Consider the following 17,482-nt stretch of genomic DNA (forward strand, 5'->3'; position numbering starts at 1 on the left):
GGCGCGGACGAGGTGCACTCGCCGACCAGACCGGTCAGGTCCGGGTGCGCGTTCATCAGGTCGGTCGCCATCTGCGTGGCCTTCGCCTGATCCTCCCCGGCATAGACGACGTCCACGATCTGCGCATCCGGGTACTTCGTCCTCGTGTACTCCTGCTGCACCTTGATCCACGCGTTCAGGTTCTCGGCGGTCTGGCCGCACGAGACGATCGCATACCTGCCCTTGCCACCCATCGCCTTGAGCAGCGCATCGGTCAGACCCTGACCGATGCCCTCGGCCGTGGCCTGATTGACGAAGACCTCCCGGACACTGCTCGGGGCGTCGGTGTCGGCGGTCGCGACGTGAATACCCGCGTCCTTGGCCTGCTGCAGCAACGGCGCCATCGAATCCGGATCGTTCGGCGCGACGATCAGCGTGTCGACCTTCTGCTGAATGTACGACCGGACGATATCCGCCTGCGCCGCCGCGTCCGCCTGCGTCGGACCCTGGTACAGCCACTCGACGTTGCCGAGCGCCGCCGCCGCGGCCTTACCGCCGGCGTTCATCGCCTCGAAATAGGGCACACCTTGCAGCTTCGGAACAAAGGCCACTTTGTACGTCTTTTTGCCCGTGTCGCCGCTGCTCGTGGTGTCGTTGTCGTTCTTCTTGGTGCAGCCGGAAACCGCTAGGGCGGCGGTGGTGGTGAGCGCAACAACAAGGGCCAGCCGGGAACGCATCGATGCCTCCAGCGACTTGAAACGTTCTATCTGAGGTGTGACCCACGTTACGGTCGCGCTATCACCCGGTCAATAGCCCGCCCCAACAGCCCCGCTGCCCTCCCTGACACGTTTCATCCCGCCGGCCCACCCCGCCTCTCCCTGCCCCGCCCGCGCTTCCACCTCGCCACGCACCGCCCCCACCGGTCCCGCTTCGCCTGACCCTGCCTCGCCCGCGTCCCGCCCCGCACGATCGACCCCTGACGCCCGGCCGAGTGCGCGATCCGCGCCGGTGTCCGGCTTGCCGCGCGCGTTGCGCCTCGGCCGTCTCTGGGAGGTGTTTCCGGCGGTGCGATGGGCCCCGGTGTCCGGCTGGGGATGGCCGGCTGGTGCTGGGCGCTGCTTCGGGGCCGGGTCACAGCGCTGGGTGCCGGCTGGGGGAGTTCGGCCGGTGCTGGGGGCTGTTCGGGGCGGGTTGCGGCGGTGAGGAGCGGCTCTGCGGGGTGTCGGGTGAGTGTTTTGGCTGGCGGGTGGGGGTGATGGCGGGTGACCGTGTGGGTTAGGGGCGGTGGGGGCGGGTACGTCAACCGTCGAAAAGCTGTGCAGGACGGAGGGGACGATGGCGCACACCGACGCGCGAAGTGAGCAGGCGTCTACCGCGGAACTGGTCAACCGGCTCAGCGAGCAGGTGACGACGCTGGTGCGGGACGAATTGACGCTCGCCCGCATAGAGATGATGGAGAAAGGCAAGAGGGCCGGGAAAGGTGCCGGGCTGCTGGGTGCCTCCGGGGTCCTTGCGATGTACGGGCTGGGCGCGCTCTTCGTCACCGGCGGCGCGGCGCTCGCGCTGGTCATGCCGGTGTGGGCGGCGGCGCTGATCGTGACGGTCGTGCTGTTCGCGGTGGCCGGGGTCGCCGCGCTGCTCGGGAAGAACCAGGTCAAGCAGGCCGTGCCGCCGGCGCCCGAGGAGGCGGTGGCCAGCGGTCGTGAGGACGTGCACACGTTCCTGAACGCCGCCCGTTCGGGGAGGAACTCGTGAGCGACGAGGCCGGCCCGGCTTCCGACGGGGGAACCCGCACGAACGAGACGTCGCCCGGCTACGGCGGGAAAGGCGGCGGCGGAGCCGCGGGCAAGGCGCCCGGGGGTGCGGCGCGGGGTGCCACCAGCCCGGGCGGCGGCGCTGGGCGCGGCGGGAAGCCGCCGGCGGGGACGGCCCCGAAAGGCGCTCCGAAGCCCGCACCGCCGAACGCCCAGCACGCCACCACGGGAAAGCCGGCCGCTCCGAATCCTGGCCCACCCCCGGCGGCGGCCAAACCGACTCCGCCCGCGACCGCCACGCCGACTCCGCCCGCGACCGCCACGCCATCTTCGCCCGCAGCCGCAGCGAAGCCGGCCCCACCCGGCGCGGCCAGCAGGCCTGTTCCGGCGGTGAGCGGCGACGAAGAAGCCGGCAAGCCGGGTCCGGCCGTGAGCAGCGAAGGTGCAGCCGGCAAGCCGGTTTCGGCCCTGAGCGGCGCAGGAACGGCCGGTAAGCCCGGCTCTGCCGGTAAGGCTGGAACCGCGGGCAGCGGCGCTGCCGGAGCGGCTGCCGGCCGCGGGGAAGAGGCGCGGCTGGACGCGCCGGAGAACGGGACGACCAGCACAGACAAGTTCGAGAGGTCGAAGGCGGGACCAGCCATGTCCGTACAGTCGAAGCCTGAAACGTCCGGAGGAAAAGGGACCGCGGGGGATCGGGGCGATCGGAAGGAGCCCGGCCCGGAGCAGCTTCGGGCGGAGATCGAGCAGACCCGGGCCGAGATGGGTGAGACCGTCGAGGCGCTGGTGGCCAAGGTCGACATTCCGTCCCGGGTCAAGCAGTCCGCCGCGGACAAGACCGCTCAGCTCAAGGAGTCAGCCGCTGACCTGAAGGACACTGCCGCCGAGAAGGCGGCAAGCCTCAAGGACGCGGCGACCGGCAAGGCGGCCGACCTCAAGGACGCGGCGACCGGCAAGGCGGCCGACCTCAAGGACGCGGCGACCGGCAAGGCGGCCGACCTCAAGGACGCGGCCAGTGGCAAGGTCGCGGAGATCAAGGACAAGGCCGCTGACCTGAAGGGGAGCGGCCAGGAGCCGGGCGACGGGCCCGGCTTGAAGGACACGGCCACGGCGAAGGCGACCGAGATCAAGGAAGCGGCCGTCGCCCGCGGCGTCCGGGCCCGGGAGACGATGACGCACAGCCCCGGCCACATCGCCGAGTCGACCGCGCAGGCGGGTACGCGCATGGCCGGCCAGGCCGCGGACGCCGCGGATCGCGCGACCGCGGTGCTCGGCTCGGCTCGGCGCCGGGTTGCCGCGAACCCGAAGCAGTACGCGATGCTCGGCGCCGCCCTCGCCACCGCGGCGGCCGGCGTGGCCCTGATCCGCCGCTCCCGTCGATAGCCGGAGCCAGGAGGAGCGTCGACGGCAGGAGCCGGGAGGAGCAGCGAACGGCCGGGCATCCGCACCACGGACGCCCGGCCGTTCGCCGTCACGACCGGGCGGAACGAATCAACTCCAGCAGCCCCGCACGCGTAGCCTCGTCGGCCGCGACCAGCAGCCCCGCCCCGGTTTCTCACGGCGACCCGTCCGCCCCGCTCACCACGCATCCCGCCGCCCGGCAGATGGCGATCCCGGCTGCGAAGTGCACGCTGTCCCGCACATCCCCGTACGTCAGATATGCGGCTCGCCGCCCACCGGCCACCCACACCAGGGCCAGGGTCGTCGACAGGACACGCGGCCGGAACCGTTCCCGGAATCCGGGCGCTGCCATCACCGGAGCCGGCTCGACGGGGAACGGCGGATCGAGGTTGATGTCCACCAGCCCGGACGCCCCGGACGGCACGAGTGGGTCGACGAGCCACCGCCGCCGGGCGTCGTCCGGCCCGGACGCCCCGGTTTCCTCCCCGGTGATCGCGTCGGACGGGCACAGTTCCCGCAGTACGCCGTGAATCGCCTGCTCAGCCATGAGATCGGCCTCGGTGGCGAAGTCCCCGCCGCCCTTGTCGACGCGGGCGAGAGCGCGCCCGTACCGCTCTCGGATGACCTCGGCCGCGGACGACACGGCCGCGACAGCGCTCTCATGATCCATGCAGGAAACGTTACGGAGGGCGTGCGAGGATGGTCCGGCGCCGCTTCCCTCCGGCGCAGGACGGCAGGCTCGGAGACGATGAACGCCCCGGCGGATTCCCCGCACCCGGTGGACGACGTTGCGGGAGCGGCCGAGGCGGGTAAGACGAAGGACATGCCTGACGCGCCCACTCTGATCGCCGGACGGTACCGGCTGGGCGACCTGCTCGGCCGGGGCGGCATGGGCCAGGTGTGGCGGGCGCACGACGAGACCCTGGAGCGCGAGGTCGCGGTCAAGGAGATCGATCTGCCGGAGGAGTTGGCCGACGGTGACGCCGCGGTGCGCCGGACCTTGCGGGAGGCGCGGGCGTCGGCCCGGTTGAGCCATCCGAACGTCGTCCAGGTGTACGACGTCCTGTCTCTCGACGACCGCACGCTGATCGTCATGGAGTACGTGCCGTCCCGCTCGCTGCGCCAGGTGATCGCCGAGGACGGGCCCCTGGACGCGTACCGGGTGGCCCGCATCGGTCTTGATCTTCTGGCCGCGCTCCAGGCCGCGCATCGCGCCGGGGTCCAGCACCGGGATGTGAAGCCGGCGAACGTGCTGCTCGCCGACGACGGGCGGGTGCTGCTCACCGACTTCGGCATCGCCGCGCTCGACGACGACAGCCTGACCAGCCGCTCCGACGTGTTGATCGGTTCGCCGCTGTACATGGCGCCGGAGCGGGCCCGGTTCGGCACGAGCGGTCCGGCGGCCGACCTGTGGGGGCTCGGCGCGACGCTGTATGCCGCGGTCGAGGGCCATTCGCCGTTCCAGCGCACGTCGACGATGGCGACGCTGGCGGCGCTCGCGACCGAGGAGCCGGATCCGCCGACGCAGGCCGGGCCGTTGACGCCGGTGCTGGACGGGCTGCTCCGCAAGGACCCGGCCGAGCGGATCGAGGCGGAGGAGGCGGAGCGGCTGCTGCGCGAGGCCGCCGCGGCTCTGGAGACCGCGGTCGCTGTCGTCCCCCAACCCCGGACGCCGACCGACGACGGGATTCAGACCGACCTTCCCGGCGTACGCGCCGAGATGCCCGTCAACCGCAAGCTGATCGCCCTCGCCGCCGCGGTCATCGTGCTGCTCGCCGGCCTGGCCGTCTTCCTGACCACGCGGCCGTCGTCGAAGCCGGCCGCGGGTGACAACGCGGCGGCGACGCAGGCGCCGGCGGCCGCTCCGGCGACGAGTGCCGCGACCAGTGCGACGCCGTCGTCCGCGCCGTCCACGACGAGCGCCGCGCCCTCGCCGAGTGTCAGCCCCAGCGCCTCGAGCGGCCGTCCGCCACTGCCCGCCGGGTTCGTCAACTACACCGACAAAACCGGATTCTCCGTGTACGTCCCGGACGGCTGGACCACGTCGAAAGAGGGCACCATCCGCTACTGGCGCGATGGGAAGGGTCACGTTCTCGGCATCGACCAGACCGACCAGCCCCGCTCGAACCCGGTGGCCGACTGGCGGTCGCAGCGGGACGCGCGCCTGAACGGTGGCGACTTCCCGGGCTACAAGGAGAAGAAGCTCGCGTCCGTCGACTACTTCGTGAAGGCCGCCGACTGGGAGTTCACCTACAACAAGAGCGGCACTCAGCACATCAACAACCGCGGCGTCGTCACGTCGGCGCACCAGGCCTACGGCTTCTGGTTCCAGACCCCGGACGCCGACTGGGACAAGTACCGCAAGGAAGTCCTCGACGTCGTCTTCGCCAGCTTCGTCCCCGTCAAGGACTGATCAGAAGTCCAGCAGGTCCACGGTGCTGACAGCGATCGGGAACGGGTGATCCGAGGTCAGCGTCTCCGCTTCCGTCCACGGGCCGTCGTGATCGTCGAGCATGACCTGGCTCATGGGTCGAGTCTCGTACGCCATCATGCGTTCAGCATTCCGTGTCGAGTCGGCGCGGGGCGAGTAGTCGCACGTCAGGGTCAGCGGGGGATGGTGGGGGCCAGGGTGCGGGCGGCTCGGGCCAGATGGGCGGCGACCTCGGCGTGGTCCGCCGTGACCAGGCCGACCGTGATGCGCAGATGCGGGCGCCCCGGGCCGACCGTGAACGCCGTCCCCGCCGCCGCCCCGATGCCCGCGCTGGCCAGGCTCAACAGGGCTGCCTGTTCGTCCTCGACCGGCAGCCAGAGGTTGATCCCCTCGCCGTCCGGCAGGTCGATGCCGTGGGTGCGCAGACCGTCGCAGATCAACCGGCGGCGGCGGGCGTACTCGTCGCGGGCGGACGCCACCGCCGCGATCGACGCCGGGTCGGTGAGCAGTTCCAGCAGCAACCGTTGCAGGAGGCGGCTGGTCCAGCCCTGACCGAGCAGGCGGCGTTCCAGGATCGGGTCGAGGACCGTCGCGGGACCGCTGACCGCGGCGAGGCGCAGGTCCGGCCCGTGGGACTTCGAGAAGCTGCGCACGTGGATGGTCTGGCGGTCCAGGTGAACGCCGAGTGAGCACGACGGCCCGGCCGCCAGGTGGCCCGCGGAGTCGTCCTCCACGACGTACACCTCGGGGGATGTCGAGAGCACGGCGGCGAGTGACGCGGCCCGCGAGGGTGACCACGACGCGCCGGTGGGGTTGAGGGCGCGCGGCTGGAGGAAGACCGCGGCGGGGCGGCGGGCGAGGGCCGCCTCCAGCTGGGCCGGGATCATGCCGAACGCGTCGGTGCCGACGCCGACGACCGGCACGCCGAGCACTTCGAGGAGGTCCAGCAGCGGCGGGAAGCACGGGTTCTCGACGACGGCGAGGTCACCGAGGCGCAGCAGGGCGGACGCGACCTGGTCGATGGCGTCCATCGCCCCGTCGAAGACGGCGAGGCGCTCGGCCGGGTACGGCCACTGCTCGCGCAACAGTGCGGCCAGTGACGGGAGCACCGGCTCGTCGAGGTAGCTGGTCGGCGTGGGGGAGAGGCCGTGCAGCGCCGGGATCGGCGGCAGCAGCAGCGGGTCGGGCACGCCGGTGGACAGGTCGAGGCCGAAGCCGCTGGTCCGGCGCAGCGCCGCCCGGTAGCGCCCGGGGCCGCCGGCGCCGGGGGTGGCGACGACCGTGCCGCGGCGCCCGTCCGTCCGGATGGTGCCGGCCCGGCGCAGCAGCTGCCAGGCTGCGTTGACCGTGCTGGGGGAGAGGCGCAGCTCGGCGGCGACCTTGCGGACCGGGGGCAGTTTGGCACCGCCCTCGATCGCGCCGTCGCCGACCGCCCGGCTGAGCGCCTCGGCGAGTCCGCGGGCACTGGGATCGGTGAGTCGTTCCTGAAGCGCGTCGAACATTTTTGTTACAGTACATTTTCAATATTGTTCGGTCCATGGTCGTCACATAATCTCGGCCCATGACACACATTGCGCACTGGATCGGTGGCGCGGAGCGAGCCGGCACGTCCGGCCGGGTCGGCCCGGTCTACAACCCCGCCACCGGCGAGCAGACCGCCGAGGTCGACCTGGCCTCGACGGCCGAGGTCGGTGCGGCGGTCGCGGTCGCCAAGGCGGCGGCCCGGGCGTGGCGCTCGGCCTCGCTGTCGAAGCGGTCGGCGATCCTTTTCAAGTTCCGTGAGCTGCTGGCCGAGCGCACCGGTGAGCTCGCCGCGATCATCACCGCCGAGCACGGCAAGGTCCTCGCGGACGCGGCCGGCGAGGTCGCCCGCGGCCTGGAGAACGTGGAGTTCGCCACCGGCATCCCGCACCTGATGAAGGGCTCGTTCTCCGAGCAGGCCGCCACCGGCGTCGACGTGTACTCGATCCGTCAGCCGCTCGGCGTGGTCGCCGGCATCACCCCGTTCAACTTCCCGGCGATGGTGCCGCTGTGGATGTGCGCGACCGCGATCGCCGCCGGCAACGCGTTCGTGCTGAAGCCCAGCGAGAAGGACCCGTCCGCGGCGCTCTGGCTGGCCCGGCTCTGGGCCGAGGCCGGCCTGCCCGACGGCGTGTTCAACGTCGTCAACGGGGACAAGGAGGCGGTCGACGCGCTGCTGGTGCACCCGGACATCGCGGCGGTCAGCTTCGTCGGCTCGACGCCGATCGCGAAGTACATCTACGAGACCGGCACGTCGCACGGCAAGCGGGTGCAGGCGCTCGGCGGCGCCAAGAACCACATGATCGTGCTGCCCGACGCCGAGCTGGACGCGGCCGCCGACGCGGCGATCAGCGCTGGTTACGGTGCGGCGGGGGAGCGGTGCATGGCGATCTCGGTCGTCGTGGCCGTGGGCGACATCGCCGACCCGCTGGTGGAGGCGATCGCGGCTCGCCTGCCGAAGATCAAGATCGGTAACGGCGCCGACCAGGACGTCGACATGGGGCCGCTGATCAGCGCGCAGCACCGGGACAAGGTGGCCGGCTACATCGCGGCCGGCGCCTCGGAAGGTGCCACCGTGGTCGCCGACGGCCGCGGTCTGGCCGGGGAAGCGGGATTCTTCCTCGGCGCGACCCTGCTGGACAACGTGACGCCGTCGATGACCGTCTACACCGACGAGATCTTCGGCCCGGTCCTGTCGATCGTCCGCGTCGCCACCTACGCCGAGGCCGTCGACCTCGTCAACAACAACGAGTACGGCAACGGCACCGCCATCTTCACCCGCGACGGCGGTGCGGCCCGCCAGTTCCAGTTCGACGTCAACGCCGGCATGGTCGGCGTGAACGTGCCGATCCCGGTGCCGGTCGCCTACTACTCGTTCGGCGGCTGGAAGGCCTCGCTCTTCGGCGACTCGCACATGTACGGGCCGGACGGCATCCAGTTCTTCACCCGCGGCAAGGTCGTCACGTCCCGCTGGCCCGACCCGGGAACCTCGGCGATCGACCTCGGCTTCCCGCAGACCCGATAAGGATGGACCCCGTGACCTCTGAAGAGCAGGTGCGCGCGGACGACCGCGCCCACGTCTTCCACTCCTGGTCCGCTCAGGGCCTGATCAACCCGCTGCCGATCGAGAGGGCCGAGGGCAGTCACTTCTGGGACTACAGCGGTAAGAAGTACCTCGACTTCTCCTCGCAACTGGTCAACATCAACATCGGCCACCAGCATCCGCGCCTGATCGCGGCGATCCAGGAGCAGGCCGCCAAGCTCTGCACCATTCAGCCGGCCTTCGCCAACGACAAGCGCGGCGAGGCGGCCCGGATGATCGCCGAGGTCGCGCCCGGTCCGCTGAACAAGGTGTTCTTCACCAACGGTGGCGCCGAGGCGAACGAGAACGCGATCCGGATGGCGCGCCTGCACACCGGCCGGCACAAGGTGCTCTCCACCTACCGCAGCTACCACGGCTCGACCGCGACCGCGATCACCGCGACCGGTGACCCGCGGCGCTGGCCGAACGAGCCGGTCGCGGTCGGCGTCGTGCACTTCTGGGGGCCGTACCCGTACCGCTCGCCCTTCTTCTCGGAGAACGAGGAGCAGGAGAGCGAGCGCGCGCTGAAGCACCTGCGCGACACGATCGTCTTCGAGGGTCCGGGCACGATCGCCGCGGTCCTGATCGAGACCGTGGTGGGGACCAACGGGATCCTGGTCCCGCCCCCGGGTTACCTGGCCGGGGTGCGCGCGATCTGCGACGAGTTCGGCATCGTGTTCATCGCCGACGAGGTGATGGCCGGTTTCGGCCGGTGCGGCGAGTGGTTCGCGGTCGACCGGTGGGGCGTCACGCCCGACCTGATCACCTTCGCCAAGGGCGTGAACTCGGGGTACCTGCCGCTGGGCGGCGTGGTCATCTCCGACGAGATCGCCGCGACCTTCGCCGAGCGGCCGTTCCCGGGTGGCCTGACCTACTCCGGGCACCCGCTCGCGTGCGCCTCCGCGGTCGCCTCGATGCAGATCTTCAAGGAGGAGGGGATCATCGAGCACGCCCGCGCGCTGGGCGAGGACGTGATCGCTCCCGGTCTGGCCGAGCTGGCCGAGAAGCACCCGAGTGTGGGCGAGGTCCGCGGGCTCGGCGTGTTCTGGGCGATCGAGCTGGTGCGCGACCGGGAGACGAAGGAGCCGCTGGTCCCGTTCAACGCGGGCGGCGCGGCGGCCGGGCCGATGAACGACGTGGCCGCGGCCTGCAAGGAACGGGGCCTCTGGCCGTTCACCCACTTCAACCGGGTGCACGTGGTCCCGCCCTGCACGACCAGCGCCGACGAGGTCCGCGAGGGCCTGGCGATCCTGGACGAGGCGCTGACCGTCGCCGACGGCTTTTGCACCTCCTGACGCCGGATTGCGTTGCCTGAAGGCCACTCGATCTTTGGATTCCGTTTCAGGCTTGGAAATTACTTCGGATTCCCTTGTCACACCTGTACCGGGTGTGACAAGGTTCCTCCACTTCGGGTGATCACGCCCACACCGATCGGAAGGTTGCACCCCGGTGAGCACCGCATTTCCCGTGCTTCGCAACTTCGTCAACGGGTCCTTCGCGGACACCGAGGAGGGGCGGACCTCCCCGGTCGTCGACCCCAGCACCGGGGAGACCTACGCTCTCGCGCCGATCTCCTCGGAGCGTGACGTCGCCGCGGCGATCACCGCCGCCGAAGCCGGTTTCGAGATCTGGGCGGACACCACCCCGGCCGAGCGGCAGCGGGCTCTGCTGCGGATCGCGGACGCCGTCGAGGCCCGCGCCGACGAGCTGATCGAGGCCGAGTGCCGCAACACCGGCAAGCCCGTCGAGGCGACCCGGGCCGAGGAGATGGGCCCGGTCCTCGACGAGCTGCGTTTCTTCGCCGGCGCCGCGCGCATGCTGGAGGGCAAGTCAGCCGGTGAATACCTGAAGGACCACACTTCCTACGTACGTCGTGAGCCCATCGGCGTCGTCGCCCAGATCACCCCGTGGAACTATCCGATGGTGATGGCGATCTGGAAGCTCGCCCCGGCGATCGCGGCCGGCAACGCCGTGGTCCTGAAGCCGTCCGACACCACACCGGTCAGCACGCTGCTGCTCGCCGAGATCGCCGCCGAGTTCCTGCCGGCCGGGGTCCTGAACGTCGTCTGCGGCGACCGGGACACCGGCCGAACGCTGGTCGCCCACCCGGTGCCGCAGCTCGTGTCGATCACCGGCTCGACCCGGGCCGGGATGGAGGTCGCCGCCGCGGCCGCCCCCGACCTCAAGAAAGTGCACCTGGAACTGGGCGGAAAGGCCCCGGTCGTGGTCTTCGACGACGTCGACATCGCCGACGCGGCCGAGAAGATCGCCGGCGCCGGTTTCTTCAACGCCGGTCAGGACTGCACCGCCGCCACCCGCGTGCTGGTGCACGAGCGGATCGCCGCCGACTTCACCGCCGCCCTGGCCGCCGCGGCCAAGAACACCAGGGTCGGCGCGCCCAGCGACCCGTCGGCGTTCTTCGGGCCGGTCAACAACGCGAACCAACTCGAGCGGGTGACCGGCTTCCTCGACCGAGCGCCGGCGCACGCCGAGGTGGTGGCCGGTGGCAACCGGGTCGGCGACCGCGGTTTCTTCTTCGAGCCGACCGTGGTGGCCGGTCTGCGGCAGCGCGACGAGATGATCCAGGACGAGGTGTTCGGCCCGGTCATCACGGTGCAGCCGTTCGCCGGCGAGGCCGAGGCGGTGCGCTTCGCCAACGACGTGCGGTACGGGCTCAGCGCCAGCGTCTGGACGCAGAATCACGGCGTCGCGATGCGGGTCTCCCGCCGGCTGAACTTCGGTGCGGTCTGGATCAACACCCACCTGCCGTTCGTCTCCGAGATGCCGCACGGTGGCTACGGACACTCGGGATACGGCAAGGACCTTTCCATGTACGGCTTCGAGGAGTACACCCGGATCAAGCATGTGATGAGCTTTCACGGCTGATCCGCTGCCCCACCTGAATTCACCACCCCCGCCTCCGAGGTGAGCACACATGACCACGTCTCCCCCGCATCACGCCGTGACGGCCGAGTCCGCCACCGGTGAGCGGACCGGCCACCCGGCGATCGAGTTCGTCGGGGTGCGCAAGGAATACCTGTCGCACGGCGAGGCGGTCCCGGCCGTCAAGAGCCTCGACCTGGCGATCGGTCAGGGGGAGTTCTTCTCGCTGCTCGGCCCGTCCGGGTGCGGCAAGACCACCACGATGCGGATGATCGCCGGCTTCGAGCTGCCGACCACCGGCAAGGTGCTGCTGGACGGCACGGACGTCACCAACGTCGCGGCCAACAAGCGCGACGTCAACATGGTGTTCCAGTCGTACGCGCTGTTCCCGCATCTGAACGTGTTGCAGAACGTCTCGTTCGGGCTCGAGCAGAAGAGGGTCGGCAAGTCCGAGATCAGGCGCCGGGTCGGCGAGATCCTCGAGATCGTCTCGCTGACCGGCTACGAGAAGCGGTACGAGAAGGAGATGTCCGGCGGTCAGCGGCAGCGCGTGGCGCTGGCCCGGGCGCTGGTCAACCACCCGCGGGCGCTGCTGCTCGACGAGCCGCTGGGCGCGCTCGACCTGAAGCTGCGCCAGCAGATGCAGATCGAGCTCAAGCGCATCCAGCGCGAGGTCGGGATCACCTTCGTCTACGTCACCCACGACCAGAGTGAGGCGCTGACGATGTCCGACCGGATCGCGGTGATGAACGCCGGGCTGATCGAGCAGCTGGGCTCGCCGCGGGAGATCTACGAGAAGCCGGCGACCCGCTTCGTGGCCGGTTTCATCGGCACCTCGAACATCGTCGAGGGCCGGATCAGCCGGGTGGAGAACGGGTGCGCGGTGCTCGACCTCGGCTCCGGCGAGCGGATCCTGGCGCCGGTTCCGGCGTCGGTGCAGGCCGGGCGATCCATCGAGGTGTCGGTACGGCCCGAGAAGATCGACCTGCACCGGACCCCGCCGCAGGCCACCGGCAGTGTGCTCAGCGGGACGGTGACCGAGGTGGTATACCACGGGACATCGACCAACTACACAGTGGTGACCTCCGCTGGATCAGACTTCGTGGTGTTCGATCAGAATGCTCACGATGCCGAGGACGTCGCCTCGCGCGGCGAGCGCGTCTTCCTCACCTGGGCCCCGCAGCACTCGTATCCGATCGGAGTCTGATGTTCCCGACCAACAAGCCGGACCCCTCCCTCCTCCGTGGCATGACGCAGCGCCGGCTCGGCCGCCGTGACGCGTTCCGCCTCGGTGGTGCGTCGGCTCTTGGTGCGTTCCTCGCCGCGTGCGGCGTGCAGGGCAAGGGCACGCCGCAGGCCAGCGTGGCGCCGGACGCCGTGGAGAAGTTCTGGACCGGCAAGGCCAAGAACGGCAAGGTCGACTTCGCCAACTGGCCGCTCTACATGGACCCGAAGAAGCCGGAGCTCGCGAAGTTCACCGCGAAGACCGGCATCAGCGTCAACTACCAGGAGGTCATCCAGGAGATGGGTCCTTGGTTCGCCAAGGTGCAGCCCCAGCTCTCGGCCGGTCAGTCGATCGGTTTCGACCTCATGGTGATCACCAACTCGATCCAGTTCGGGCAGTTCCGCTCGGGTGGGTTCCTCGCCCCGCTGGACCACTCGAAGCTGCCGAACTACGCGGCGAACGCCGCCAAGTCGTACGCGCAGGAAGCTTTCGACCCGGGCAACGTCTTCAGCATTCCGTGGGCGTCGGGCATCACCGGCATCGCCTACGACATCAAGAAGACCGGGCGGGAGATCACCTCCCTCGCCGACCTGTGGGACCCGAAGTTCAAGGGCAAGGTCGGCATGTTCTCCGACACCCAGGAGCTGGCGAACTTCGGTCTGCTCGCGGCCGGCCTCAAGCCCGCCGACTCGGACGAGGCGGCGTGGAAGAAGGCCGCGGAGAAGCTCAAGCAGCAGAAGTCCGCGGGCCTGGTCCGCAACTACTACGACCAGAGCTACGTCGACGCGCTCGGCAAGGGCGAGGTCTGGCTGACCCAGGCCTGGTCCGGTGACATCTTCCAGAAGAACGTGTCCGACGGCACCGACTTCCGGTTCGTCATCCCCTCCGAGGGCGGCACGATCTGGACCGACAACATGACGATCCCGATCACCGCGGCCAACCCGGTCGACGCGATCATGCTGATGGACTTCTTCTACGAGGTGGAGAACGCGGCCGCGCTGGCCGAGTACATCAACTACGTGTGCCCGGTGCCGGCCGCGCAGGACCAGATCAAGAAGGACGCGGCGGCGGCGACCGGCGACGACAAGGCCGGCCTGACCGAGGTCGCGAGCAGCCCGCTGGTGTTCCCGGGTGACTCCGATTACGCGAAGCTGCACTACTACGTGGACTTCAACACCGCGGAGGAGCAGCAGAAATTCCAGAGCATCTTCGAACCGATCACACTGAGCTGAGCTGATGAACCGGGTAAAACGTACACTCGCGCCCTACCTGCTCGTGCTACCCGGCGGGTTGTGGCTGCTGCTGTTCTTCGTGGTGCCGATGGTCACCATGTTGTCGTTGTCCCTGCAGCAGGGCGACATCATCAACGGATACCGGTTCACCGGTCACTGGCAGAACTACGTCGATGCCATCACCGATTACCGCGTCCAGATGATCCGCTCGCTGGTGTACGGGCTCGTCACGACGGTGGCACTGGTCGTGATGAGCTTCCCGATCGCTTACTGGATCGCCTTCTACGGCGGCAAACGCAAGAGTACGTACCTGTTCCTGCTGCTCCTGCCGTTTTTCGTGTCGTTCGTGCTCCGGACGATCTCGTGGCGGCAGATCCTCACCGACGACGGGATGCTCCTGCATCCCCTCAAGGAGGCGGGGCTGCTGTCGCCGGGCTTCCACGTACTCGGTACGTCGTACGCGGTGATCTTCGGTTTGGTCTACAACTTCCTGCCGTTCATGGTGCTGCCGATCTACGTGGCCCTGGAGCGCATCGACCCCCGCGTGGTCGAGGCGGCCCGGGACCTCTACGCCGCACCGATGACCGTGTTCCGGAAGGTGATCTTCCCGCTGGCGCTGCCCGGTGTCTTCGCCGGCGTGCTGATGACGTTCGTGCCGGCCAGCTCGGACTACGTCAACTCGGCCGTGCTGGGCAGCTCCGGCACCACCATGATCGGCCAGGTCATCCAGGCGCAGGCCCTGGCCAACTCCAACTATCCGATGGCCTCGGCACTGTCCTTCTTCCTGATGGCGGTGCTGCTGAGCGGGATCCTCGTCTACGCGAAGGCGCTCGGCACCGAGGACGTCATGAATGCGGCGGCCCGATGAGCACTCAGACTCTGATTTCTCCGAAGGCCCCTTCCGGGACGGCTCCCCGGCGCCGGTTCCGCTTCGGTGGTGAGCAGGCGATGTTCGCCTACACCTGGCTGATCATCGCCTGGCTGGTGCTGCCGATCATCCTGATGATCATTTTCGGGTTCAACAACCCGCACGGCCGCTACAACCAGACCTGGCAGGGCTTCACGTTCAAGTGGTACCGCGAGGTCTTCTCGATCTCCGACCTCACCGGGGCGCTGGTCCTGTCGCTGGTCATCGCGGTGGTCAGCTCGGTGCTCTCCGGGGCGCTGGGTACCGGCATCGGCTACGCGCTGGGCCGCTACCAGTTCCGCGGCGCGGCCGGCCTGAACTTCGTCATGTTCACCACCATCTCGTCGCCCGAGCTGATCATGGGTATCTCGCTGCTGACGCTCTTCGTGTCGGCGGGCGTGGGGCTCGGCGCGGTCACCATCACGATCGCGCACGTGATGTTCTCGATCTCGTTCGTCTCGACCGTCGTCCGGGCCCGGGTGATCACGCTCGACCGGTCGATCGAGGAAGCGGCGGCCGACCTCGGGGCCAGCCCGTGGACCACGTTCTGGAAGGTCACGTTCCCGATCATCCTGCCGGCCGTCTTCTCCGGTGTCCTGCTGGCGTTCGCCCTGTCGATCGACGACTTCGTCGTCACGAACTTCACCGCGGGTACGGCGACCACGTTCCCGCTCTGGATCTGGGGAGCGACCCGCGTGGGCCTGCCACCGCAGGTCAACGTGATGGGGACGCTGATCTTCGCGGCCGGCATCCTGATCGCGGTGATCACCAACATCCGCTCGCGGGCCAAGACCAAGCGGGACTGATCCGTTCCGGCAGAAAGCCCCGCCCGGCCGCCGCATCGCGGCCGGGCGGGGCTTTCTGACTTTAGGATATTCGCAAAATTGCGCGGAAATAGTTGTCTGCTGACTTGCGTGCAACGGATTCCGTCGGCAGGATCAGGGGTAACAACAGGAACTAGTGGCCAGTGGAGACCCCCGTGACCGACCGACAGCCCGACGATGTGGACGCCCTCTCCGCGACCGCCCGCGACCACCTGTGGATGCACTTCACCCGCCTCTCCGCATACCAGGACGCTCCCGTCCCGGTGATCACCCGCGGTGACGGCTGCTACGTCTGGGACTCCGCCGGCCGCCGCTACCTCGACGGGCTCTCCGCCCTGTTCGTGGTGCAGACCGGGCACGGCCGCCAGGAGCTCGCCGACGCCGCCGCCAAGCAGGCCGCCGAGCTGGCGTACTTCCCGATCTGGTCCTACGCCCACCCGAAGGCGATCGAGCTGGCCGGCCGGCTCGCCGACATGGCCCCCGGCGACCTGAACCGGGTCTTCTTCACCACCGGCGGTTCCGAAGCCGTCGAGTCCGCGTGGAAACTGGCCCGCTCCTACTTCAAGCGCGTCGGCAAGCCGCTCAAGCACAAGGTCATCTCGCGCGCTGTGGCGTATCACGGCAGCTCGATGGGCGCGCTGTCGATCACCGGCATCCCGCCGTTCAAGCAGGAGTTCGAGCCGCTGATCCCGAGCACCATGCGGGTGCCGAACACCAACTACTACCGCCGCCCCGACGAGCGTCAGACGCCGGAGGAGTTCGGCATCTGGGCCGCCGACCGCATCGCCGAGATGATCGAGTTCGAGGGCCCGGACACCGTCGCCGCCGTCTACCTCGAGCCGGTGCAGAACGCCGGGGGCTGCTTCCCGCCGCCGCCCGGTTACTTCCAGCGGGTCCGTGAGATCTGCGACCGTTACGACGTGCTGCTCGTCTCCGACGAGGTGATCTGCGCGTTCGGCCGCCTCGGCGAGTTCTTCGGCGCCGACAAGTACGGCTACCAGCCCGACATCATCACCGTCGCCAAGGGTCTCACCTCCGGCTATGTCCCGCTCGGCGCGATGATCGCCGCCGAGCGGCTGGCCGAACCGTTCCTGACCGGGCCGAACTGGTTCGCCCACGGCATCACCTACGGCGGGCACCCGGTCGGTTCCGCGGTCGCCCTCGCCAACATCGACATCATGGAACGGGAAAACCTCAACCAGCACGTACGGGAGAACAGCCCGCTGTTCCGGTCATACCTGGAGAAGCTCCTCGACCTGCCGATCGTCGGCGACGTCCGTGGCGACGGCTACTTCTTCGGCATCGAGATGGTCAAGGACAAGGCGACGAAGGAGACGTTCGACGCCGACGAGTCCGAGCGGCTGCTGCGCGGCTACCTCTCCACCGCGCTGTTCGAAGCCGGCCTCTACTGCCGCGCCGACGACCGTGGCGACCCGGTGATCCAGCTGGCGCCGCCACTGACCGCGACAGAAACCCAGTTCGCGGAGATCGAGCAGATCCTGCGCGGGGTGCTGACCGAGGCGTGGAACCGCCTCTGACAGCCATCGTGGAACGGCCCGCCGAGCGGCGGGCCGTTCCACGTTCACAGCGGCCCCAGCAGCGCATCGACGCCGAAGCCCAGGCGGCCGGTGGCCCCGCGACGCGGCTCCCCGCCGAACCGCAGCCAGCCCGCCGGCACCTGTTCGAGCCCAGTGCCGCTCGTGCCGCCCCCGCCCCGGTGTGCGGGTCGCCGCGCTGTTCGCGTCC

General features: G+C 69.5%; 13 protein-coding genes and 1 pseudogene. 11 read left to right on the forward strand and 3 right to left on the reverse strand.

All coding sequences use genetic code 11. From position 1 onward, the window contains the following. Positions 1-716 (reverse strand): substrate-binding domain-containing protein (locus tag ACH442_RS40815; RefSeq protein ID WP_396343501.1); only part of this gene is annotated, 716 nt, incomplete at its 3' end. A 598-nt stretch (positions 717-1,314) separates the two neighbouring features. On the opposite strand from ACH442_RS40815, the gene ACH442_RS40820 reads away from it, so the two are divergent. Both ACH442_RS40820 and ACH442_RS40825 read left to right on the forward strand, forming a co-directional pair. Continuing rightward, positions 1,315-1,734: a phage holin family protein gene (locus ACH442_RS40820; RefSeq protein WP_396343502.1), complete on the forward strand. Its 420-nt coding sequence runs from the start codon at positions 1,315-1,317 to the stop codon at positions 1,732-1,734. A 638-nt stretch (positions 1,735-2,372) separates the two neighbouring features. Continuing rightward, on the forward strand, positions 2,373-3,113 hold the full coding sequence (locus ACH442_RS40825; RefSeq protein ID WP_396343503.1) for a DUF3618 domain-containing protein: 741 nt from the start codon (positions 2,373-2,375) through the stop codon (positions 3,111-3,113). A gap of 88 nt (positions 3,114-3,201) precedes the next feature. Here the strand turns inward: ACH442_RS40825 and ACH442_RS40830 are convergent. Continuing rightward, positions 3,202-3,801 (reverse strand): annotated as a pseudogene (locus ACH442_RS40830) (inositol monophosphatase family protein). Positions 3,802-3,879: 78 nt separating this feature from the next. Between ACH442_RS40830 and ACH442_RS40835 the strand changes: the two are divergent. Beyond that, on the forward strand, positions 3,880-5,544 hold the full coding sequence (locus tag ACH442_RS40835) for a serine/threonine-protein kinase (RefSeq protein ID WP_396343504.1): 1,665 nt from the start codon (positions 3,880-3,882) through the stop codon (positions 5,542-5,544). Between the two features lie 191 nt (positions 5,545-5,735). Here the strand turns inward: ACH442_RS40835 and ACH442_RS40840 are convergent, their stop codons facing one another. Beyond that, positions 5,736-7,064, reverse strand: coding sequence for a GntR family transcriptional regulator (locus ACH442_RS40840; RefSeq protein ID WP_396343505.1), 1,329 nt, complete (start codon positions 7,062-7,064; stop codon positions 5,736-5,738). Between the two features lie 59 nt (positions 7,065-7,123). On the opposite strand from ACH442_RS40840, the gene ACH442_RS40845 reads away from it, so the two are divergent. From ACH442_RS40845 to ACH442_RS40880, 8 genes are all read left to right on the forward strand, one after another. After that, entirely contained in the window at positions 7,124-8,608 is a 1,485-nt protein-coding gene (locus ACH442_RS40845; RefSeq protein ID WP_396343506.1) for a CoA-acylating methylmalonate-semialdehyde dehydrogenase, read from the forward strand. 2 nt (positions 8,609-8,610) lie between these two features. After that, positions 8,611-9,960: an aspartate aminotransferase family protein gene (locus tag ACH442_RS40850; protein ID WP_396343507.1), complete on the forward strand. Its 1,350-nt coding sequence runs from the start codon at positions 8,611-8,613 to the stop codon at positions 9,958-9,960. A 154-nt stretch (positions 9,961-10,114) separates the two neighbouring features. Continuing rightward, positions 10,115-11,551, forward strand: a complete 1,437-nt coding sequence (locus tag ACH442_RS40855) for an aminobutyraldehyde dehydrogenase (protein WP_396343508.1) — start codon at positions 10,115-10,117, stop codon at positions 11,549-11,551. Positions 11,552-11,600: 49 nt separating this feature from the next. Continuing rightward, entirely contained in the window at positions 11,601-12,755 is a 1,155-nt protein-coding gene (locus ACH442_RS40860) for an ABC transporter ATP-binding protein (RefSeq protein WP_396343509.1), read from the forward strand. A 41-nt stretch (positions 12,756-12,796) separates the two neighbouring features. After that, positions 12,797-14,005 (forward strand): spermidine/putrescine ABC transporter substrate-binding protein, encoded by a 1,209-nt coding sequence (locus ACH442_RS40865; protein WP_396343510.1) that lies wholly within the window; start codon positions 12,797-12,799, stop codon positions 14,003-14,005. Positions 14,006-14,009: 4 nt separating this feature from the next. Next, complete coding sequence (locus ACH442_RS40870) at positions 14,010-14,873, forward strand: ABC transporter permease (RefSeq protein WP_396343511.1); 864 nt, start codon at positions 14,010-14,012, stop codon at positions 14,871-14,873. After that, positions 14,870-15,718 carry an ABC transporter permease gene (locus ACH442_RS40875; protein WP_396343512.1) on the forward strand — a complete coding sequence of 283 codons (849 nt, stop codon included), beginning with the start codon at positions 14,870-14,872 and terminating at the stop codon, positions 15,716-15,718. Before ACH442_RS40870 ends, ACH442_RS40875 begins: the two co-directional genes overlap by 4 nt. Positions 15,719-15,891: 173 nt before the next feature. Then, positions 15,892-17,274 (forward strand): aspartate aminotransferase family protein, encoded by a 1,383-nt coding sequence (locus ACH442_RS40880; protein ID WP_396343513.1) that lies wholly within the window; start codon positions 15,892-15,894, stop codon positions 17,272-17,274. The last annotated feature ends 208 nt before the right edge of the window (positions 17,275-17,482 follow it).

This window comes from Actinoplanes sp. NPDC020271, assembly GCF_044388125.1.
Classification (GTDB): domain Bacteria; phylum Actinomycetota; class Actinomycetes; order Mycobacteriales; family Micromonosporaceae; genus Actinoplanes.